Below are 20,397 nucleotides of genomic sequence, written 5' to 3' on the forward strand. Positions count from 1 at the left end.
CGGCCTACCGTGACCGGCATGGCCTCCCGTCCCGTGCGTATCGCGAACGTGTCCGGCTACCTCGGCGACCGGTACACCGCCGTCGACGAGGCGATGGCCGGGGACCCGGTCGACGTCCTGATGGGCGACTACCTCGCCGAGATCACCCTCGCCGCGCTCGCCGCCGCGGCCGGGCGCGGCGGCCCCGGCTACGTCGCCTACGCCCTCGACCAGCTCACCCCGCACCTGCCCGAGATCGCCCGCCGCGGGATCCGGGTCGTCACCAACGCGGGCGGCTTCGACCCGGCCGGGATGGCGCAGGAGCTGCGCGACCGGATCGCGGCGGCCGGGCTGTCGCTGCGGGTCGCCCACGTCGCCGGGGACGGGGTGTTCGATCGGCTCGCCGACTTCCACGCCGACGGCCACGGGCTCGAGCATCTCGACACCGGGGCCCCGCTCAAGGACTGGGGGTTCGCCCCGATCACCGCGAACGCCTACCTCGGCGGGTTCGGGATCGCCGCCGCGCTGGCCGCCGGCGCGGACGTCGTCGTGACCGGGCGGGTCACCGACGCCTCGCTGACCGCGGGGCCGGCGGCCTGGTGGCACGGCTGGGGCCCCGACGACGTCGACGCCCTGGCCGGGGCGGTGACCGCCGGGCACGTCATCGAGTGCGGCGCGCACGCCACCGGCGGCAACTTCTCCGGCTTCCGCTCGGTGCCCGGCATGCTGCGCCCCGGGTTCCCGATCGCCGAGGTCGCCGCCGACGGCTCCTCGGTGATCACCAAGCACGCCCGCGACGGCGGCACGGTCACCGTCGACACCGTCACCGCGCAGCTGCTCTACGAGATCCAGGGCCCGCGCTACCTGAACCCCGACGTCACCGTGCACCTGGACACCGTGCGGCTGAGCCAGCAGGGACCGGACCGGGTCGCGATCGGTCCGGTCACCGGGTCCCCGCCGCCGCCGACGGCGAAGGTCGCGGTGTTCGCCCCCATCGGCTACGAGATCTCCACGATGCTGTTCTGCACCGCTCCCGACGTCGAGGGCAAGGTGGAGCTGCTGCGCAACCAGCTGCGCGCGGCGCTGGAGGGCCACGTCGACACCCTGGAGGTCACCCCGCTCGGCGTCGCGGCGGTCGACCCGCCGACCCAGTGGGCGGCGACCGTCCCGATCCGGGTGATCGCGACCGCCCGCGAGAAGGAGCCGCTGGTCCGGTTCTCCCCGGCCGTCGGGTCGCTGTACCTGCAGGGCTTCCCCGGGTTCCACCACGACGGGCACGCGCCGCGGGCGTCGCAGCCGTGGCCGCGGATCGAGTACTGGCCGGCGCTGCTGGAGTCCGCGCTGCTCGACCACCACGCCGTCCTCGACGACGGCAGCCGGGTCGAGGTCCCCCGCGCCTCGCGGACGGCGACCCCCGACGAGACCGCACAGCCGGTGCACCCGGAGCCGGACCTGCCCGCGCCGACCGGCCCGCCCGTCGAGCTGGGCGAGTACACCTGGGCGCGGGCCGGGGACAAGGGCGGCAACGCCAACGTGGGCGTCTGGTGCCGCGACCCCGCGCACTGGGACTGGCTGCGTGCCACGCTGACCACCGAGCGGGCGGCCGCGCTGCTCCCCGAGGCCGGGGGCCGCATCGTCCGCCACGAGTTCCCGCACCTGCGCGCGGTGCACCTGGTGCTCGTCGGGCTGCTCGGCTCGGGCGGCTCGGCCAACCTGCGCGTGGACCAGATCGGCAAGTCCGTGGGCGAGTACCTGCGGGCCAAACACGTGGGAGGACCCACCGCATGACCACCCCCGCCGCTGCCACTGCCGGTGACGCCACTGCCGGTGACGCCACTGCCGGTGACGCCACGGCCGGTGACGCCACGGCCGAGCGCATCCTCGCGAACGTCGCGTCCCCCGCGACCGACGACGCCTTCGACCCCGGCGCCGCGCTCGACGGGCTGCTGGGCTGCGTCGGGATGAGCGGCGCCGACGCCGGGGGGCGGGTCGCGTTCGTCGGTGCCGACCCGGTCGTGCCCAGCGCGCTGCGCCTCGGGGGCGGTGCGGCCGTCGCGCTCGCCGCGAAGTCGGTCGGGATGGCCGCGGTGCACCGCGACCGCGGCGGCGACGGCCAGGACGTCACCGTCGACGTCCGGCGCGCCCCGCACCGGCTCTGCCCGTTCTACGACCGCCGCTGGGAGCTGGTGAACGGGTACCCGGCCGCCAGCCCGGCGATCACCTCGCAGGCGCTGGGGTTCTCGTTCCACCGCACCCGCGACGACCGCTGGGTGATGCCGCTCAACCCCTACCCCGCGCTGCGGGCCCGGGCCGAGACCTTCCTCGGGGCCCCGGAGAGCGGCGTCGCCGACGCGATCGCCCGGTGGGACGCCGCCGAGCTGGAGGAGGCCGCGAGCGATGTCGGCATCGTCATGCCGATGGCCCGTACCCCCGGCGAGTGGCTCGCGACCGAGCAGCACGCGGCGCTGGCCGGCACCCCGCCGATCACCCTGCGCCGCATCGGCGACGCCCCGCCCGAGCCGTTCCCGCAGCGCCGCCGCGCCGACCTCCCGCTGGACGGGCTGCGCGCGCTCGGGATGGGCCACGTCATCGCGGGTGCCGGGACCGGGCGGGCGCTGGCCCTGCACGGCGCGGACGTGCTGAACATCTGGCGCCCCACGGAGTTCGAGCACGACAGCACCTACGTCACCGCGAACGTCGGCGTCCGGTCCGCCACGGTGGACCCGCACACCGCCGACGGCGCCGCGCTGCTGCGCGGGCTGCTCGCCGACGCCGACGTGTTCTACGCCAACCGCCGCCCCGGCTACCTGGCCCGGCTCGGGTTGTCCGCCGAGGAGGCCGCCGCGGTGCGGCCGGGCATCGTGCACGCGACGAACACCCTGCACGGGCCGGTCGGGCCGTGGGCGCACCGCGTCGGGTTCGACCAGTCCGCGGGCACCCTGGTCGGGATGATGACCCTGGAGGGCGGCTCGGCCACCGACCCGACGGTGACGCCCCGGCTCTCGCCGATCCTGGTCGTCAACGACTACATCGTGTCCTGGCTGACCGCCGCCGGGATCGCCGCGGCCCTGCGCCGCCGCGCGGTGGAGGGCGGGTCCTGGGCGGTGGAGGTGTCGCTGGCCCGGGCCGCGCTCTGGATGCTGGAGCTCGGGGTGCTCGACCTCGGCTACGCCCGCGAGGTCGCGGGCACCGGGGAGCGGCACGCCTACCCCGCCCCGGAGACGTTCACCGCGCAGACCCCGCTCGGGCACTACCAGGGGGTGACCGACCAGGTCACGATGAGCGCGACGCCGGGGGAGTACCGCACGGTGCTCGTCCCGCGCGGCTCCGGGCGTCCGGAGTGGCTGCCCCGCTGAGGCCGGGGGCCGCCGCCCCGTCGACCCGCCGCTCGACGGCCATGATCGTCAGGACGAGCGCGGCACCCGCCGCGGCCGGCAGCAGCATCCACCACCAGCCCGGGTCGGGTGCCAGCACTCCGCGGGCGTCGTCCTGCCAGGGCCACAGCGCCCGCAGCGCCCCCAGCAGCACGCCGGTCATGATCACCATGAGGGTGCGGCGGTGGTGCTCCAGCAGCCAGGTCAGCACCGACACGAAGCTCACGAGCCCGACCACGGCGCCGAGCCCGAACACCGCGACGTAGGCCAGGTCCAGGTCGCGCACCGCACGCAGGGTCGGCTCGTAGAGCCCGAACACCAGCAGCAGGAACGAGCCGGAGAACCCCGGCAGCACCAGCGCGCACACCGCGACCGCCGCGGCCAGCCCGACCAGGAGCATCGGCGGGCGGCCGTCGCCGACGACCGGGGGGAGCCCACTGACGGCGAACGTCGCCGCGAACGCGACGACGACCAGCGCCCACTCCCGCAGCCCGCGCAGCCGCCCGGTGATCCGCAGGGGGACCACCACCGACGCGGCGACCATCCCCAGGAACACCGCCCGGGCGCCGACGGGGTGGTCCTCGATCAGCCCCGGGAGGACCTGCGACGCCGCCAGGACCGCCAGCGCCATGCCCAGCGCCACGGGCACCAGCAGGCCCCGGTCCAGCCGTCGCAGCTCCTCGCGGGGCGTCACGTCACCGCCCGCCGCGCCCGGCAGCAACGCCCGGGCCGCGCCGACGAGGTGCGCGCCCTGGGCGATCAGGCGTTCGTAGATCCCGACGACCAGCGCCATGGTCCCGCCGCTGACCCCCGGGATGGTCTCGACCACGCCGATCGCGGCCCCACGGGCCAGATGAACAACGGACATACGCGACAACACGGGCCAGGACGGTACCGACCGGGCGACGAACGGCGACAGACGGGTGAACTCTCGTTCGCATCACCAAGGATCGGGGCAACCGGTTGCGTGCCGATACGTCCGAGGAGACGTACGCACCATGACGATCGGGGGACTGACATGGACGGGTACGTCCTGCACCGCACCGCCCGCTGGGCCGTGACCATCGCCGCCTGCGGATCGGTGCTCGCCGGCTGCGGGGGCGGCGGCGACTGGCCGACCGCCGCCGGCTCCGGCGGCACCGCCACGCCGCCGAGCACCGCCGCACCGACCACGAGCACCCCGGTGTCCGACGCCGGGAACACCGGGGGCGGCGCCGGTGCCGGCGGCGCGCACACCGGAACCGGGGGGACCGAGGCGGGCGGCGACGAGCGCTGCCACACCTCCGAGCTGGCCGGCTCGGTCGCGGCCGACCCGGGCGGCGGTGCCGCGGGCTCGTCGTACGTGACGCTGACGCTGCGCAACCAGAGCGGCCGCACCTGCTACCTGCGCGGCTTCCCCGGCGTGTCCTACGTCGGCGGCGACGACGGCCACCAGATCGGCCCGGCCGCCGCGATGCAGGGCGGGCACGGCGACCCGGTCCGGCTCGCCCCGGGCGGGAGCGCCGGTGCGACACTGCGGGTGGTGAACGTGCGCAACTTCGACGAGGCCGCCTGCCGCCCGACGGCGGTGCGCGGACTGCGCGTCTACCCGCCCGGCGAGACCGACTCGCTGTTCGTCCCGATGGAGGGCACCGGCTGCGCCGCCACCCCGCCCGGGGACCAGCTGGTGATCCAGGCGTTCACCGCTCGCTGATCCGCGTCCGGGCCCGGTCCGCCGCGGACCGGGCCCCGCGGGGCCACTGGCGGTCGCCACGACGTGGAGGAGACGACCCCGCATGACCCCGCACGAGCGCTCGGCCACGCCCCGACGTCGCGGCGACGTCGCGGCTCTCGGCCCCCGGCTCCACGACCTCGACGGAGCGTCCTACCGCTCCTACAAGGACCTCACCGGCGTCTGGACGGGGGAGCACGGCTACGACCTCGAGATCCGGACGGTGCAGGCCGACCCGTTCGCGCCGCCGTCGCGGCTGCGGGTGACCGTGCCCGCCCGGACCGCCGGGCTGCCGCCCGGCCTGTACGACGGGCCCGTGCGGGCGCGTGCCCTCGCCGGGTTCCTGGCCCGCGCACTGCGCCGGGCCCTGGAGCGCAGCACCGTGCGGATCGATGCGGGTGGCCAGGAGGTGCTCGACCGCAGCGCGGTCCGCATCCGGCCCGACGGGACGGTCGTCGCCGAGGTGTCGGTGCCGCTGCCCGGCCGGGGTCGGCGGATCGACGGCCGGGCAGCGGCCGCGGAGGTCACGGTCGCGCTGCCGCGCGCGGTGCTGGGGGCGTTGCGCTGGGAGACCGCTGACACCGACGCCGCCGAGGAGTTCGTGGAGACCGTCGTCGACGCCGGTGCCCTGCGCGACGCGCTGGCCGGTCGCGGCCTGGTCGGGTTCGTCGCCGACGGCGCGGTGCTGCCGCGCGCCTCCGGCGTCGACGACCGGCCGCTGGTGGGCGGGGTGCCATTCGTCTCCCCGCCGGAGCTGCGCGTGAACCTGGAGGTCCCGCACCGCGGCACGGTGACCGGCATGGGCGTCCCCGAGGGCGTCACGCTGATCGTCGGCGGCGGCTACCACGGCAAGTCCACGCTGCTGCGTGCGCTGGAGAACGGCGTGTACGACCACGTCCCCGGCGACGGTCGCGAGCTCGTCGTCGCCCGCGCCGACGCGGTGTCGGTGCGCGCCGAGGACGAGCGCTCGGTGCAGCGCGTCGACGTGTCGGCCTTCGTCACCGGCCTGCCGTCCGGGAACCCCACCGACGACTTCTCCACGGAGTCGGCGTCCGGCTCGACCTCGCAGGCCGCCGCCACGGTGGAGGCGCTGGAGGCCGGCGCCGGCGTGCTGCTGATCGACGAGGACACCGCAGCCACCAACGCCATGATCCGCGACGACCGGATGCGCGCGCTGATCCCGGCCGAGCCGCTGGTCCCGTTCGCCGAGCGGGTCCGGCCGCTGCACCGCGGGCACGGGGTGTCCACCGTGCTCGTCATGGGCGGCTCGGGGGAGTACCTCGACCGCGCCGACACCGTGATCCTGCTGCAGGACTACGTCGCCTCCGAGGTCACCGGCCGGGCCCGGGAGATCGCCGGACGGGCCGACGAGGCGACCGACACCGCGTTCCCGGCGTTCGCCCGCCGCGAGTTCGACCCCCGCAGTGTGGACGCCTCGGTACGTGGGCGGCGCAGGATCACCGCCCGCGGCCGCGGGCGGCTCACCTTCGGCGCCGACGACATCGACCTGTCCGCGGTGGCCCAGCTCGCCGACCCCGGCCAGACCACCGGCGTCGGGTACGCCCTGGCCGCCCTCGACCTGCGTGGGGTCACCCTCGCCGCGGCATTGGAGCGGCTGGAGGAGGCCGTGCGCCACGGCGGGACCGACGCGATCACCCGGGGCGCCCCGGTGGACGTCGCGGTGCCGCGACGGCACGAGGTCGCGGCCGCGCTGAACCGGTTGCGACCCGCACGTGTGACGCACCTCCACAGAAACGGTCAGTGCTGACTGTTAGAGTGCCTCCGAGCACGTGCACCGACGCACCGTCACCGGAGGACCCCATGACCGAGACCGCCCAGCGGGACCTGAACGGCCGCACCATCGTCATGTCCGGCGGCAGCCGCGGCATCGGCCTCGCGATCCTGCTCGCCGCCGCCCGCCGCGGCGCGAACGCCGTCATCCTGGCCAAGACCGACCAGCCCGACCCGCGCCTGCCCGGGACCGTGCACACCGCGGTCGCCGAGATCGAGCAGGCCGGGGGCAAGGCCGTCGCCGTCGTCGGGGACGTGCGGGTCGAGGCGGACGTGGAACGCGCCGTCGCCACCGCCGCCGAGACCTTCGGCGGCGTCGACATCGTCGTCAACAACGCCAGCGCGCTGAACATCAGCGGCACCGCCGACGTGACGCCCAAGCGCTACGACCTCATGCAGTCGATCAACTCGCGCGGCACCTACCTGCTGACCCGGACCGCGCTGGACCACCTCAAGGCCTCCGACGACGCGCAGGTCCTCACCCTGTCCCCGCCGATCAACCTCGACCCGAAGTGGCTCGGCGCGTTCCCGCCCTACATGCTCTCCAAGTACGGCATGTCGCTGCTGACCCTGGGCTGGGCGCACGAGTTCGCCGGCGACGGCATCCGGGCCAACTGCCTGTGGCCGCGCACCACCATCGCGACCGCGGCCGTGACGAACCTGCTGGGCGGCGACCAGGTCGCCGGGCGTGCCCGCACCCCCGAGATCATGGCCGACGCGGCCCTGGCGATCCTGACCGATCCGACGCGCCCCACCGGGCACACCTTCATCGACGACGAGGTGCTCGCCGCGCACGGCGTCACCGACCTCACCCCCTACGGCGACTCCGAGCACAACGACATCGACTTCTTCCTCGAGGGCACCGACCCGGCCGACCTGCCGGTGTGAGCCCTGCCGGTGTGAGTCCCGCACGGCTCCCATCGGTGACCGGTTGACCCCATCGGGTGACATCGGGAACCGCCGGGAGTCCGCGGGGGACCTCTCCCGACGGCGCGGGCACACCGCCCGCGACACCCGGACCGACGACGAGGAGCACCCGAGTGCGACACATCGCCACCTTCTGCGGCAGCTGCAACTGCGGATGCCCCGAGCTGTTCGTCGACGACGCGGCCGTCCCGGAGAAGCGGATCGTGATCACCGACGACTTCGGCCAGCGCGTGCAGATGAGCGTCGACCAGTTCGCCGACCTCGTCGCCTCGGCGCGCAACGGCGTGCTGGACGAGCTCGTCGCGGGCTGAGCCGCTACGCGGTCGCGGGGCCGCCGGGCACCGTCCCGGCGGCCCCGTCGTCCGTGTGCGGGCCGCCGAGGGGGCCCTCAGCGGGGTGGCCGGCCGGGTGGTCGGGTGTCCCGGCGAGCCGGCCCGCGAGGTCGGCCAGCGCGTCGCGCAGCGGCGCGGCGCGCTCGCTGAACCCGGCCTGGGCGCGGGCGTACTCGGCGCGTCCGGCGGGTGTCTCGATCCGCACCGGGTCGAACCCGTGGCCGGACAGGTCGTAGGGGGAGGCGCGCATGTCCAGCTCGCGGACGTCCGCGGCGAGGGCGAAGCAGTCGGCGACAATCTCCGACGGCACCGCCGGGGCGAGCTTGTAGGCCCACTTGTAGAGGTCCATCGTCGCGTGCAGACAGCCCGGCTGCTCCATCTCGACCTGCCGCTCGCGGGTGGGCACGAGCTCATTGCGCGGGGCCGCGGCGTCGGTGAAGAACCGGTAGGCGTCGTAGTGGGTGCAGCTGATCCGCGCCGACTCGACGACGGCGTCGGTGCCCGCCCGCCCGAGACGCAGCGGCACCGTGTCCCGGTGCCGGACGTCGTCGGTGCGGTAGACCATCGCCCACTCGTGCAGGCCGAAGCAGCCCAGCCGGGGCGGCCGGGACCGGGTCGCGACCAGCAGCCGGTGCACGAACGCCGCGGTCGTCCGCAGCCGCTGCGGGGCCGCCGCGGGGTCGAACAGGACCGTGCCGTCGGGCCGGGTGACGTGGCCGGGGCGGTCGGCGAGTTCCGCGGCGTCGGCGAGCGCGACGCCGGGGCCCGGGTCCCAGCGCTCCAGCTGGGCGGGGCGGTGGGAGTAGTAGGTGAACAGGAAGTCCCACACCGGGTGCGGCTCGCCGCGCCGTCGCCGCTCCCGGTGCGGACCGGTCCAGGCCGCGACCCGCTCGCGGTGGGCCGCCGCCCGTGCCCGCCAGGTCGCGCCGTCGAGGACGGGCACGGTGGCGGTCGGGGCGCAGACGCTCGGGGTCGGCCCGGACGCGGTCGACACAGGCGGGGTAGGCCGGGCTGAGGTCGGCACGGACGGGGGCGGCACGGTGTCCGACGGTACGACGCGCGCGGGTCAGGCCGGGGTGCCGGGGGCGTGGGTGGCGTCGCGGACGCTGCCCACGAACGCCTCGGTGAGGTCCTCCATGGTGACCACGCCGACGGTGGTGTCGTGCTCGTCGACGGCGCGGGCCAGGTGTGCCCGGGCGGCCCGCAGCGTGGCGAGCGCCTCGTCGAGGCGGGCCGAGGCCGGGACCGACGGCAGGCTGCGGACGCGCTGCGGTGGGATCGTCGCGGACTCGGCGTCGGCGAGATCCAGCACGTCCTTGACGTGCAGGTACCCGGTCAGCCTGCCCTGTGCGCCGCGGATCGGGAACCGTGAGTACCCGGTCCGCTCGACGGCCTCGGTGAGCGCGGAGACCGTCGTCGTCCCGCCGGGGCCGGCGTCGAGGCACACCAGGTCCTCCAGTGCGACGACGACGTCGGAGACGGTCGCCTCCGCCGAGGACAGGGTCCGCTCGATCCGCGAGCTCTCCGAGTCGTCGAGCAGGCCCTCACGGCGCGAGTCGCCGAGCATCTCGGCGAGCTCGCCGGTGGTGAACGCGGTCTCCAGCTCGTCGCGCGGGGTCACCCCGACCAGGCGCAGGGTGGCGTTGGCCATCGCGTTGAACAGGTCGATGAACGGGCGGGTGACCCGGGTCCACACCAGGAACGGGGGGACCAGCAGGATCGCCGCGCGCTCCGGTCCCGCGATCGAGATGTTCTTCGGCACCATCTCGCCGAGCATCATGTGCGCGACGACGACGATCATCAGCGACACCGCGAACGCGACCGGGTAGGCGAACGACTCCGGCACCCCGACCGCCTCGAGCGGTCCGTCGATGAGGTGCGCCACGGCCGGCTCGCCGAGCCGGCCGAGCAGCAGCGACGCGATGGTGATGCCCAGCTGGGAGGCCGCGAGCATCCGGGACAGGTCGTGCGAGGCGTCGAGGACCCGCTGCGCCCCGGCGGAGCCGGCGTCGGCCATGGCCTCCAGGCGGTCCTTGCGGCCGGAGATCAGCGCGAACTCCGCGGCGACGAAGAAGGCGTTCACCCCGAGCAGGGCGACGGCGGCGAGCAGTGCGAGCAGGTCGTTCACGCCGGCACCGTCCCGTGCCCGGCGGTGCGGTCGGCGCTGCGCTGCACACGGATCTCGGCGACCCGGTTGCGGTCGCGGCGCAGGACCTCCAGCGTCCACCCGTCGACCTCGACGGTGTCGCCGACGTCGGGGATCCGGCCCAGCCGGGCCACGACCAGCCCGGCGAGGGTCTCGTAGCCCCCGTGCGGCATGCGGAACCCGGTCACCTCGTCCACCTCGTCGTCGCGCATCAGGCCGGACAGCGCCCAGACCCCGTCGCCGAGGCGGCGCACCCGGTTCTGCTCGCCGCGGTCGTGCTCGTCGCGGACGTCGCCGAGGATCTCCTCCACCAGGTCCTCCATGGTCACCAGACCGGCGGTGCCGCCGTACTCGTCGACGACGACGGCGGTCTGCAGTCCCGCCGCCCGCAGCCGGGTCATGAGTTCGTCGCCGTCCAGCGACGACGGCACCGTCTCGACCGGCCGGGCCAGGTCCCGCACGGCGGTGTCGGCGCGGCGGGCCGGCGGCACCGAGAACGCCTGCTTGACGTGCACCAGGCCCAGCGGGACGTCCGGGTCGCCGTCCACGACCGGGAACCGGGAGAACCCGGAGCGGCGGGCCAGCGCGACCAGGTCGGTGACGGTGTCGGTGGCGTCGATGGTCTCCACCCGCACCCGCGGGGTCATCAGATCCTCGGCGACGCGGTCGGTGAAGCGCAGCGAGCGCTCCAGCAGCACCGCGGTGCCCGGGTCGATGCTGCCGCTCTCGGCGCTGGCCCGCACCAGCGAGCTCAGCTCACCGGGTGAGCGGGCCGAGCGCAGCTCCTCGGCCGGTTCGATGCCGAGCCGGCGCACGATGGCGTTGGCCGCACTGTTCAGACCGGTGATGAGCCAGCGGAACGCCGAGGCGAACCCGGCCTGCAGCCACACCACCGAGCGCGCCACCTCCATCGGGTGGGCGATCGCGAGGTTCTTCGGGACCAGCTCGCCGAACACCATCGACAGCACCGTCGCCAGGACCAGCGACAGCACGGTCGCGGTGCCCGCGGCGATCCCGGCCGGCAGACCGACGGCCTCCAGGACCGGCCGGATCAGCTCGGCGACGGCGGGCTCGGCGATGTAACCGGTGGCCAGGGTGGTGGCGGTGATCCCGAGCTGGCAGCCCGACAGCTGGAACGACAGCCCGGCGTGCGCCCGCTGCACCGCGCGGGTGCGGCGGTCGTCCCGGCGGGCGACGGCGGCGTCGATGCGGCTGCGTTCGAGCGCGGTGAGCGAGAACTCCGAGGCGACGGACACGGCGGTTCCCAGGGTGAGCGCGGCGACCGCGAGCAGCCCGAGGACGGAGAGCAGGACGGACACGGAGCTCATGGCCTCCATCGGGGAGAAACGGTGCACGACGATACGGCGGCCGCGCCGGGACCGCGCGCCGGGAGCTGCGAGTCGGGCAGCTGCGAGTGACGTCACGGCGTCCCGACGGTGATCCCGGCCGTGACCGGGGTCTAGGTTGGTCAGCCATGACCACGGCGACGTCGCCCTCCGCACCGTCCCCCGCGCCACCGGGCTCCCCGGACGGCGGTCGGGTGCCGGTGAGCGGGGCCCCGACCGCAGCGCACCGGTGAGCGCACCGCAGCCGACGCCCCCGTCGGAGCGCGCGTCCCCCGCGGCCGCGACGCACCCGCAGTACGGCGGCCGGCGCAGCTCGGGCCTGGCCCGGGGGAGCGCCTCACCGTTCGTCGACTTCGACCGCCGCTCCTGGTCGCAGCTCGCGTCGTCGACGACGGTGCCGCTGTCGGCCCAGGAGCTCGACCAGCTGCGCAGCTACGGCGACTTCGTCGACCTCGACGAGGTCCGCGAGGTCTACCTGCCGCTGTCGCGGCTGCTGAACCTGCACGTCGAGGAGGGCGGTCGGCTCTACCGGGCCTACCGGCGCTTCCTCGGCTCGGGCGGGGCCCGGACCCCGTTCGTGATCGGGATCGCGGGCTCGGTCGCGGTCGGGAAGTCGACCACCGCGCGGCTGCTGCGCCTGCTGCTCGCCCGCTCCCCGGAGCACCCCGACGTGCAGCTGGTCACCACCGACGGGTTCCTCTACCCCAACGCCGAGCTGCAGGCCCGCGGGCTGATGGAGCGCAAGGGCTTCCCGGAGTCCTACGACCGCCGCAAGCTGCTGCGGTTCGTCTCCGAGATCAAGGGCGGCCGCCCCGAGGTCACCGCCCCGGTCTACTCGCACCTGGTCTACGACATCGTCCCCGACGAGCAGCTCGTCGTCCGCAGCCCCGACATCCTCATCGTCGAGGGGCTCAACGTGCTCCAGCCCGCGGTCGCGGGCGCGCTGACCGTGTCGGACTTCATCGACTTCTCCGTCTACGTCGACGCCGCCACCGCCGACGTGCGCCGCTGGTACGTGGAGCGTTTCCTGCGGCTGCGCCAGACCGCGTTCCGGGACCCGCAGTCGTTCTTCCGCCGCTACGCCGAGCTCGACCACGACGCGGCCGTGGCACGGGCCGAGCACATCTGGGCGACGATCAACCAGCCCAACCTGGAACAGAACGTGCTGCCCACCCGCTCGCGGGCCAGCGCGGTGCTGACCAAGGGCCCGAACCACGACGTCACGCGGGTGCGGCTGCGCAAGCTCTGACCAGGGCCGTGGTGAGGGCCTCGGCCGCCTCGTCGACCCGGGCCGCGGAGCAGGTCTCGTCGGTGACGTGGGCCAGCTCGGGGTCGCCGGGCCCGTACACCAGCACCGCCGGGTCCCCGAGCGCGGGGACCAGCACCGACGCGTCGGTGAAGTAGGACGCGAACGCCGCCGGTCCGTCGTGGCCGAGCGCGGTGGCGGCCGCCCTGGCCCGCGGGTCGGCCGGATCGGTGCCGACGGCGGGCAGGTCCAGGCGCACCTCGACGTGCGGGACGCCGCGGTGGGGTGTCCCGGTGAGCGCGGCGCGGGCGACCGTGGCCACCTCGTCGCGGGCCGCGGCGGCGTCGAGGCCGGGCACCAGACGCAGGTCGACCTCCAGCTCGGCGCGGTCGGGCACCAGGTTGGGCTGCAGTCCGGCGTGCAGCGTCCCGGGGTTGGCGGTGGCGGCGCCGTGCGTCGCGCTGACGGGCCAGGTGTGGTCGTGCAGCGCAGCGGCCACCCGCCCGAGCGCGACGAGTGCGTTGTCGCCCAGCTCCGGGCGCGACCCGTGGGCGCTCACCCCGTGCTGCACCAGCCGCAGCCACAGCACGCCCTTGTGGCCGTGCAGCACCCGGTTCGCGGTCGGCTCGGCCACCACCAGCAGTGGCGACGGCTCCAGGCCGGTGAGCAGCCGGGCGCCGTCGCCGCCGGTCTCCTCGCCGAAGGTGAACACCAGCTGCAGCGGGGTCGCCGGGGTGCTGCGCAGTGCCGCGACGACGAGCGCGGCCACCCCGGCCTTCATGTCGGTGCTGCCGCGCCCGCGCAGCCGCCCGTCGACGACGTCACCGGCATGCGGGTCGAACGACCAGCCGGCCGGGTCGGCGGGGACGGTGTCGAGGTGCCCGGTGAGGGTGACGGGTGGGCGGCCGTCGCCGCGGCGGGCCACCAGGTTCGCCCGTGCCGGGTCGGCCGGGTCGGGCTCGGTCCGTACGGTGAATCCGCCGTCGTCGAGCAGGCCCGCGAGGGCGTCGGCGGCCGCGCGCTCGCCGCCGCCCCGGGTGTCGAGGGCGATCAGCGAGCCGGCGAGCGCGACGGGGTCGGGGATCTCCATCCCCGCGACCTTGCCACGACCTTGCCACGGCCCTGCCGCGACGCCGCGGCCGCCGAGGGCCGATGCCATTGCTCAGCACTTCTTTGGCAGAATGGGGCGATGAGTGAGGGATCGGGCGGCGAGTCCGGTGGCACCGTGGTGACCGGCCGTTTCGAGACGAGCGACGACGAGGTGGCCTCCCGGCTGCGACTGGCGGTGGGACGGCTGAACCGCCGGATCCGCATCGACGGCTCCGAGTCGCTGCCGCCGTTGCAGCTGTCGACCCTGGTCACCGTCGAGCAGCACGGCCCGCTGCGCCTGTCGGAGCTGGCCCGCCGTGAGGGTGTGACCGCACCGACGATGTCGCGGGTGCTCTCCGCGCTGGACGAGCAGGGCATGGTCGAGCGTGCCGCGGACCCGGGAGACGCCCGCGGCGTGCTCGTCTCGGTCTCCGCCGACGGGCTGGCCCGGCTGCGCGAGATCCGCAGCCAGCGCACCGCCCTGGTCGCGCGCCGGCTCGACCGGCTCGACGCCGCTCAGCGCGCCGCGCTGGAGGCCGCGCTGCCCGCGCTGGAGGCCCTGCTTGTCGCCGACGACTGACCGGCCCGCACCCTGGTGCGACGACCGACCGGGACTGCCCCGGTGGGCCGACCGACCGGCACCGCCCCGGTGGAGCCGCCCGTGGTGACGGCCGCCCCGGCCGGGCTCAGGTCTCGGCGCCGTCGACGGTGACCACGACCCGGGAGCCGTCGTCGCGGCTGCCGCCCGCGACGGCGCGCAGCCCCGCGACCCGGGAGGACTCGGGCAGCGGGTCGGGGTAGTGCCAGAACACGTCGGCCAGCCGGGTCCCGCCGGGCAGGTCGGCGTGCTCGTAGTGCGCCTCGCCCTTGTAGGGGCAGCGCGTCCGGAGGTCGCTCGGCGAGGTCGGGACGGCGAGGTCGGCGGCGGGGAGGTACCAGCGGTTCGGCAGCCCGGTCTCCGACAGCACCCACGGGCGTCGCGAGCGGGCCAGGACCGTCTCCACCCCGTCGGTCGCGACGTGGGTGACGACGACCTCGCGGTGGGTCGGACGGACGTCGACCCGGGTGTAGGGATCGGTGAGGTGCGCGAAGACCTGCTCGTCCTCGTCGTACCAGGCGTCGGCGGCGTTCCAGTACAGCGCGGCGAGCCCGCGCAGCCAGGGCGCGGCCGCGACGGGCTCCGGGTAGTGCCAGACCGCGTTCTCCGCGGTGCGGTCGCCGACGACCAGCGAGCGGTAGGACGCGTCGCCCTTGAACGGGCAGTGCGTGGTGTGGTCGGTCGCGACCAGCACGTCCTGGTCGAGATCGGCCTCGGGGACGTAGAGCACGGGCAGCAGGTTCGACTCGTGCAGCAGGAACCCGCCACGGGTGTCGAGCACGGTGCGCCCGGCGAACTCCGCCCGCACCCGCCTCGGGAACGGGTGCATCAGCAGCTTGTGCGGCGGGCCCTCGATCGCGTAGTTCACCGTCGTCGGCGCGGAGGACGACAGCGGGCCGTCGGTGCGGGTCAGTCCCATGTGGCCTCACCTCGTGGGTGGTCGTGCGGGTCGGTACCCACACAACCACCCACGGGGCGAACCCGCCACGGGGCTACAGCGAGAGCTGCACGTCGTAGTCGCCGATCCAGGTGTTGAGGTCGATGATCCGCTCCAGCTGCATCCGGCGGCCCATCGAGTTGGCCTCGTGCCCGCCGCCGGCGTCGAGCCGTCGCCGGACGGCCGCGCGGTCCACCAGCGGCGCGACGGGGGCGTCGTCGCCGCGGGAGAGGATCTCGGCGACCTGCTCGCGCAGCGACTTCTCGTAGCCGTCGTCCTGGGTGGAGGGGTACGGGCTCTTGACCCGCTGCACCACAGACTCCGGCAGCAGGTCGGAGGTGGCGTGCCGCAGCAGCGACTTCTCGCGGCCGTCGAAGGTCTTGTGCGCCCACGGGGTGCCGAAGACGTACTCGACGAGGCGGTGGTCGCAGAACGGCACCCGCACCTCGAGCCCGACCGCCATGCTCATCCGGTCCTTGCGGTCGAGCAGCACCGGCAGCCAGCGGGTCAGGTACAGGTAGCAGATCTCGCGCATCCGCCGCTCGTGCGGGTCGTCGGCGGCCGGGCCGGTCAGCTCGGGCACCTCGGACAGTGCCGTCCGGTACTGCTCCTCGACGTAGCCGGGCACGTCGAGCTTGGCCCACAGCGCGCCGTCGAACAGACCGGGGTCGGCGGGGTCGTGGTTCATCATCCGCCCGGCGAGCCACGGGAAGGTGTCCGCGGCGACGGTCTCCGGGTCGTGGAAGTCGCGGTACCCGCCGAAGACCTCGTCGGCGGACTCCCCGGACAGCGCGACCGTCGACTCCTTGCGGATCGCGGAGAAGAGCAGGTAGAGCGAGGAGTCCATGTCGCCGATGCCGGCCGGCAGGTCGCGGGCGTGCACCGTGGCCCGGCGCACGGCGGGGTCCATCATGTCCTCGGTGCGCAGCACGATGTCGCGGTGGGATGTGCCGACGTACTCGGCGACCTCGTGCACGTAGGGGGTGTCCGGGGTACTGCGGGCGTCGTCGGCGACGAAGTTGTCGGCGTAGCCCACGAAGTCCACCGCGAACGACCGGACGGTGCCCTCGACGTGCTTCGCGGCCAGCGCGGTGAGCGCCGAGGAGTCCAGACCGCCCGACAGCAGGGTGCAGAGCGGCACGTCGGCGTAGAGCTGGCGCTGCGCGGTGTCCTCCAGCAGCTCGCGGACGTGGTGCACGGTGGTGTCGACGTCGTCGGTGTGCCCGGTGTCGGTGAGCTGCCAGTAGCGCTCCTCGCGGATCCCGCCGTCGCGGGAGACCCGGACGACGCAGCCGGGCGGGACCTCGCGCATGCCGCGGAACACCGCGTTGGACATGTCGGAGACGAACGCCAGCGCTCGGCGCAGCCCCTCGGCGTCGACCACCCGCGCGGCCTCGGGGTTGGCCAGGATCGCCTTGGGCTCGGAGCCGAACAGCACCCCGTGCGGGGTGGGGTAGTAGTAGAGCGGCTTGATGCCCAGCCGGTCGCGCACCAGCACCAGCTCGCTCGTGCCGGAGTCCCACAGGGCGTAGGCGAACATGCCGTTGAGCCGCCGGGCGACCTCACGCGGGTCCTTCGCGCCCCACTCGCGGTGCGCCCGCAGCACGACCTCGGTGTCGCTGGAGGTACGGAACCGGTGCCCCGCCGCGGCGAGCTGCTCGCGCAGCTCACGGAAGTTGTAGGTCTCCCCGGAGTAGACCATGTGCAGGGCGGGTGCCCCGCCCTCGTCGAGGGTCATCGGCTGGCGGCCGCCCTCGATGTCGATGACCGCGAGCCTGCGGTGGCACAGCGCCGCGGGGCCCTGGGCCCACACCCCCTGCTGGTCCGGTCCGCGGCAGGACATCGTGTCGTTCATCGCCGCGAGGGTGCGGGCGTGCTCGTCCGCCCCCAGGTCGTGTCGGTAGTCGATCCAGCCGCAGATTCCGCACACGGTTGAGCGCCTCCTCGATCTCGTGCCCGGACCACGTCGTCCGGTGGATCGATTGCAACGCTAATGATTGCGGAACGCAACACGGAGGAAACACACGGTGCGGGCTCTGTCCGGTGCTGGGTGGTTCGTCCCACGGTTTCGGCGACGCGCGTCGCCGATCACACCCGTTCGGAGCAGCACCGTTGCGTGAAGGCGCACGAACCTTTCGATCCGCTTACGTGATTGCGATCGTCAATGTTGCGGCCCGCAACGTGTGTAGCATGCGAAACATGACCGAACGTCCGATTGGCCCGATTGACGACGACGCCACCGTGGCGACCGGCGGCGTCGCCACGGCGACGCAGGACCCGCTGCACTCGCTGGAGAAGCAGATCACGCTGCTGGTCCGCCGCACCATGGAGTCGGTGTGGTCCCACGGGTACGGCACGAACGACGCCGTGGACCGCTACACCTACCCGGTGCTCATGCTCCTCGACGATGAGGGCCCCCTCTCGCTGACCGCGCTCACCGGCAAGCTGGGGGTCTCCAAGCCCACCGCCAGCCGTCAGGTGTCCCGGCTGTCGCGGGCCGGCCTGGTCGACGTCTCCCCGCACGAGCGCGACCCCCGCTCGGTCAGCGTCACCCTCACCCCGGCCGGACTTGCGGCCCGCGAGCAGGTCCGCGAGGCCCGCCTGGCCCCGCTGCGCGAGGTCATCGCGCACTGGCCGACCCACGACCGCGACTCCCTCGCCGAGCTGCTCGACCGGTTCAACACCGACCTGGACCTCTTCGTGCGCTGACCCGCTCCACCCGCCCCGGACGCACCCGGGCACCCGCTGCTCCGCCGGGCCCCGCCCGGGTGATGCGATAGTGGGCAGTCCGGGTGGCCGCACCCGGAGCGACTTCGGGGGTGAGGACGGGCGTGGACGCGCTGGTGGCGCTCGTCGCCGGAGTGCTGGACGGCATCCGCGGGCTCGGCGTGCCGGACGTGTGCCCGGGGGACTGGGCCTGGTCGGTCACCGCGCTCGGCGTGCTCACCGGGCTGCTGCCCACCGCGGGCGCGGCGCTGGTCGCGCTGCTGCGTCGCGGGATCGGCTCCGGCTCCTCCTCGGGCTACGGCTCGGCCGAGTCCGTGCTGCTGGCCGGGATCGGGGTGCTGGCGGCGGGTCTGCTCCCGCTGGCCGTGTTCGTCGGAGCGGGCGGGGTGTTCAGCCGCGCGACCGCGGGCGTGCCGGCCGTGCCCGGCCTGAGCCAGTCGGCGACGTCGTCGATCCGGGTCGAGACCTGCAGTGTCGTCGGGACGCAGAGCAGCTACCTGGGCCGGGGCACCGTGGCCGGGTCCATCGGCGGTGACGTCGTCACCTCGGTCACCTCCGTCGCCCTGCTCGGTGTCGTGCCGCTGCTCGCGACGGTCCTGGTCGCGGTCCAGGCACGCACCGCACTGCGTCGCGGGCCGCGCTGGCCCGCCAAGTTCTTCTGGCTCCCGCTGTTCTCGCTGATCGTGCTGACCGGCGGGGTCCCGGCGGGCACCGCCGAGCACCTGTGGGTCGGCGTCCTCGCCGCCAGCCTGGTCGGGGTGCTGGTCGTCCCGCTGTTCCCGGTGCCGTCGCGGGCGAGGATCGAGCGGATCCGCGCCGGGCGCGACGTGCCGGCCCGACGTGCCGAGCCGTCCGCGGCGGGCCGCATCGGAACCGGGTCGTCCCGGGCCGGCCGTGCCGGGGGCGACGGGCTCGCCGCGCAGTCCGGCGCCGCCGCGACGCCCAGCGTCGCCGAGCGCCTCGCCCAGCGCTTCTCCGCCCGCGAGAACCCGGGCAGCCCCGGGACCGGCGGCGCCCGCGTGCCGTCGTCGGTCGAGCAGTCCGCCCCCTACGTCGGGTTCGCCGCCGCCCCCCGTCCGCCGGCCGGCTACGGCGCACCGCCCCCCGTGGCCTACGCGCCCGGCCCGGCCGGACGCCCGCCCGCCGGACCGCCGCCGTTCACCGGACCGGCCGCCCACCCGGCGGCGGGACCGCTGCGCGGCCCGGTGTCGGGAGCGGCCCGTGGCCCCGTCTCCGGCGCGGGACGGCCCCCGGCGGGTCCGCCGCGCCGGCCCACGCTCGTCGCGCCGGTGCCGGGCGGGCCGCCCCGTGGGCCCCGGTTCCGGCTGCTGCGCCGCCTCGGTGCCGGTGGCTTCGGCGGGGTCTGGCTGGCCCACGACGCGAAGCTCGGCCACACCGTCGCGGTCAAGTCCGCGCATGCCGCTGACCCCGAGACCGAGGAGCGCATCCGCCGCGAGGCCGCCGCGCTCGGGGCGCTGCGCCACCCCTGCTGCGTGCAGATCCACGACCTGCTGCACGCCTCCTCCGACCCGGGCCTGCAGGGCATGGACGGCCTGGTCATCGTCATGCAGTACGTCGACGGGATGTCCCTGGGCCAGCTCGTCGGCGAGCAGGGCCCGGTCGACGACATCTCCGCAGCCCGCATCTGGACCGGCATCGCCGGGGCGCTGCACACCGCGCACCGCGCCGGGGTGCTGCACCGCGACATCAAGCCGGGCAACATCGTCGTCGACCCGCAGGGGCACCCGCACCTGATCGACTTCGGGATCGCGCGCAAGCAGGGTGACTCCACGCTGACCCAGACCGGCTACGTCCTGGGCACCCCGGACTACCTGGCGCCGGAGGCCGCGGCCGGCAAGCCCGCCTCGCCCGCCTCCGACGCCTGGCAGCTCGCCGCGGCGGTGTCGTTCGCGCTGAGCGGGCACCCGCCGCGCGGGGAGTCCGCCGACGCCGTCGCCGGGCTGCGGGCGGCCGCCGCCGGGGCCAAGCTCACCCACCTGCCGACCCGCACGGCGCACCTGACGCTGCTCAAGCAGGCGATGCGCACCGAGCCGCACCGGCGCCCGGACCTGCCCACGGTGCAGGCCAAGCTCGACGGCTGGCTGCGTCGCCACGGGCACCGCACCGACGGCCCGGTCACCGCGATGCTGGAGTACCGCCGCGGCTGACCGCCGTCCGCTCGGGCCGCGCCGGG

General features: G+C 75.0%; 17 protein-coding genes. 10 read left to right on the top strand and 7 right to left on the bottom strand.

The window, feature by feature from the left end; genetic code table 11:
- The first annotated feature begins 18 nt into the window (after positions 1–18).
- Entirely contained in the window at positions 19–1,767 is a 1,749-nt protein-coding gene (locus tag Ae505Ps2_RS22095) for an acyclic terpene utilization AtuA family protein (RefSeq protein ID WP_075311800.1), read from the top strand.
- A complete protein-coding gene (locus Ae505Ps2_RS22100) occupies positions 1,764–3,335 on the top strand; it encodes a CoA transferase (RefSeq protein ID WP_084786385.1) in 1,572 nt (523 codons plus the stop codon). Before Ae505Ps2_RS22095 ends, Ae505Ps2_RS22100 begins: the two co-directional genes overlap by 4 nt.
- Here the strand turns inward: Ae505Ps2_RS22100 and Ae505Ps2_RS22105 are convergent.
- A complete protein-coding gene (locus tag Ae505Ps2_RS22105; RefSeq protein WP_075306398.1) occupies positions 3,253–4,221 on the bottom strand; it encodes a DUF368 domain-containing protein in 969 nt (322 codons plus the stop codon). The genes Ae505Ps2_RS22100 and Ae505Ps2_RS22105 overlap by 83 nt on opposite strands.
- Before the next feature lie 150 nt (positions 4,222–4,371).
- On the opposite strand from Ae505Ps2_RS22105, the gene Ae505Ps2_RS22110 reads away from it, so the two are divergent.
- From Ae505Ps2_RS22110 to Ae505Ps2_RS22125, 4 genes are all read left to right on the top strand, one after another.
- The gene (locus tag Ae505Ps2_RS22110) at positions 4,372–5,046 is read left to right on the top strand and encodes a DUF4232 domain-containing protein (RefSeq protein ID WP_075553951.1); all 675 of its coding nucleotides are present in this window, start codon (positions 4,372–4,374) and stop codon (positions 5,044–5,046) included.
- A gap of 82 nt (positions 5,047–5,128) precedes the next feature.
- Positions 5,129–6,832 (top strand): ABC-ATPase domain-containing protein, encoded by a 1,704-nt coding sequence (locus Ae505Ps2_RS22115; RefSeq protein WP_075553952.1) that lies wholly within the window; start codon positions 5,129–5,131, stop codon positions 6,830–6,832.
- A 53-nt stretch (positions 6,833–6,885) separates the two neighbouring features.
- Complete coding sequence (locus Ae505Ps2_RS22120) at positions 6,886–7,743, top strand: NAD(P)-dependent oxidoreductase (RefSeq protein WP_075553953.1); 858 nt, start codon at positions 6,886–6,888, stop codon at positions 7,741–7,743.
- Positions 7,744–7,895: 152 nt separating this feature from the next.
- On the top strand, positions 7,896–8,093 hold the full coding sequence (locus Ae505Ps2_RS22125) for a hypothetical protein (RefSeq protein ID WP_075306392.1): 198 nt from the start codon (positions 7,896–7,898) through the stop codon (positions 8,091–8,093).
- A 4-nt stretch (positions 8,094–8,097) separates the two neighbouring features.
- Here the strand turns inward: Ae505Ps2_RS22125 and Ae505Ps2_RS22130 are convergent, their stop codons facing one another.
- The 3 genes from Ae505Ps2_RS22130 to Ae505Ps2_RS22140 all read right to left on the bottom strand — a co-directional run bounded on the left by Ae505Ps2_RS22130 (position 8,098) and on the right by Ae505Ps2_RS22140 (position 11,588).
- Entirely contained in the window at positions 8,098–9,057 is a 960-nt protein-coding gene (locus Ae505Ps2_RS22130; RefSeq protein WP_233147764.1) for a 3-methyladenine DNA glycosylase, read from the bottom strand.
- 123 nt (positions 9,058–9,180) lie between these two features.
- A complete protein-coding gene (locus Ae505Ps2_RS22135) occupies positions 9,181–10,242 on the bottom strand; it encodes a hemolysin family protein (RefSeq protein WP_075306390.1) in 1,062 nt (353 codons plus the stop codon).
- Positions 10,239–11,588: a hemolysin family protein gene (locus Ae505Ps2_RS22140; RefSeq protein WP_075554295.1), complete on the bottom strand. Its 1,350-nt coding sequence runs from the start codon at positions 11,586–11,588 to the stop codon at positions 10,239–10,241. The genes Ae505Ps2_RS22135 and Ae505Ps2_RS22140 overlap by 4 nt, the downstream gene beginning before the upstream one ends.
- A gap of 337 nt (positions 11,589–11,925) precedes the next feature.
- Here Ae505Ps2_RS22140 and coaA point away from each other — a divergent pair, with 337 nt between their 5' ends.
- Positions 11,926–12,855, top strand: a complete 930-nt coding sequence (coaA, locus tag Ae505Ps2_RS22145) for a type I pantothenate kinase (RefSeq protein WP_075311794.1) — start codon at positions 11,926–11,928, stop codon at positions 12,853–12,855.
- Here coaA and Ae505Ps2_RS22150 read toward each other — a convergent pair.
- Positions 12,827–13,942 carry a M20/M25/M40 family metallo-hydrolase gene (locus Ae505Ps2_RS22150; protein WP_075306388.1) on the bottom strand — a complete coding sequence of 372 codons (1,116 nt, stop codon included), beginning with the start codon at positions 13,940–13,942 and terminating at the stop codon, positions 12,827–12,829. The genes coaA and Ae505Ps2_RS22150 overlap by 29 nt on opposite strands.
- 99 nt (positions 13,943–14,041) lie before the next feature.
- On the opposite strand from Ae505Ps2_RS22150, the gene Ae505Ps2_RS22155 reads away from it, so the two are divergent.
- Positions 14,042–14,521: a MarR family transcriptional regulator gene (locus tag Ae505Ps2_RS22155; protein ID WP_063718673.1), complete on the top strand. Its 480-nt coding sequence runs from the start codon at positions 14,042–14,044 to the stop codon at positions 14,519–14,521.
- 106 nt (positions 14,522–14,627) lie between these two features.
- Here Ae505Ps2_RS22155 and Ae505Ps2_RS22160 read toward each other — a convergent pair whose 3' ends face one another.
- Both Ae505Ps2_RS22160 and asnB read right to left on the bottom strand, forming a co-directional pair.
- On the bottom strand, positions 14,628–15,458 hold the full coding sequence (locus Ae505Ps2_RS22160) for a DUF427 domain-containing protein (protein WP_075333430.1): 831 nt from the start codon (positions 15,456–15,458) through the stop codon (positions 14,628–14,630).
- A 73-nt stretch (positions 15,459–15,531) separates the two neighbouring features.
- A complete protein-coding gene (gene asnB / locus Ae505Ps2_RS22165; RefSeq protein WP_075553954.1) occupies positions 15,532–17,406 on the bottom strand; it encodes an asparagine synthase (glutamine-hydrolyzing) in 1,875 nt (624 codons plus the stop codon).
- 269 nt (positions 17,407–17,675) lie between these two features.
- Between asnB and Ae505Ps2_RS22170 the strand changes: the two genes are divergently transcribed.
- Positions 17,676–18,185, top strand: coding sequence for a MarR family transcriptional regulator (locus Ae505Ps2_RS22170; RefSeq protein ID WP_075333431.1), 510 nt, complete (start codon positions 17,676–17,678; stop codon positions 18,183–18,185).
- A 122-nt stretch (positions 18,186–18,307) separates the two neighbouring features.
- Positions 18,308–20,371 (top strand): serine/threonine-protein kinase, encoded by a 2,064-nt coding sequence (locus Ae505Ps2_RS22175; protein WP_075553955.1) that lies wholly within the window; start codon positions 18,308–18,310, stop codon positions 20,369–20,371.
- The last annotated feature ends 26 nt before the right edge of the window (positions 20,372–20,397 follow it).

The sequence above is a fragment of the Pseudonocardia sp. Ae505_Ps2 genome (genome assembly GCF_001932425.1).
Classification (GTDB): domain Bacteria; phylum Actinomycetota; class Actinomycetes; order Mycobacteriales; family Pseudonocardiaceae; genus Pseudonocardia.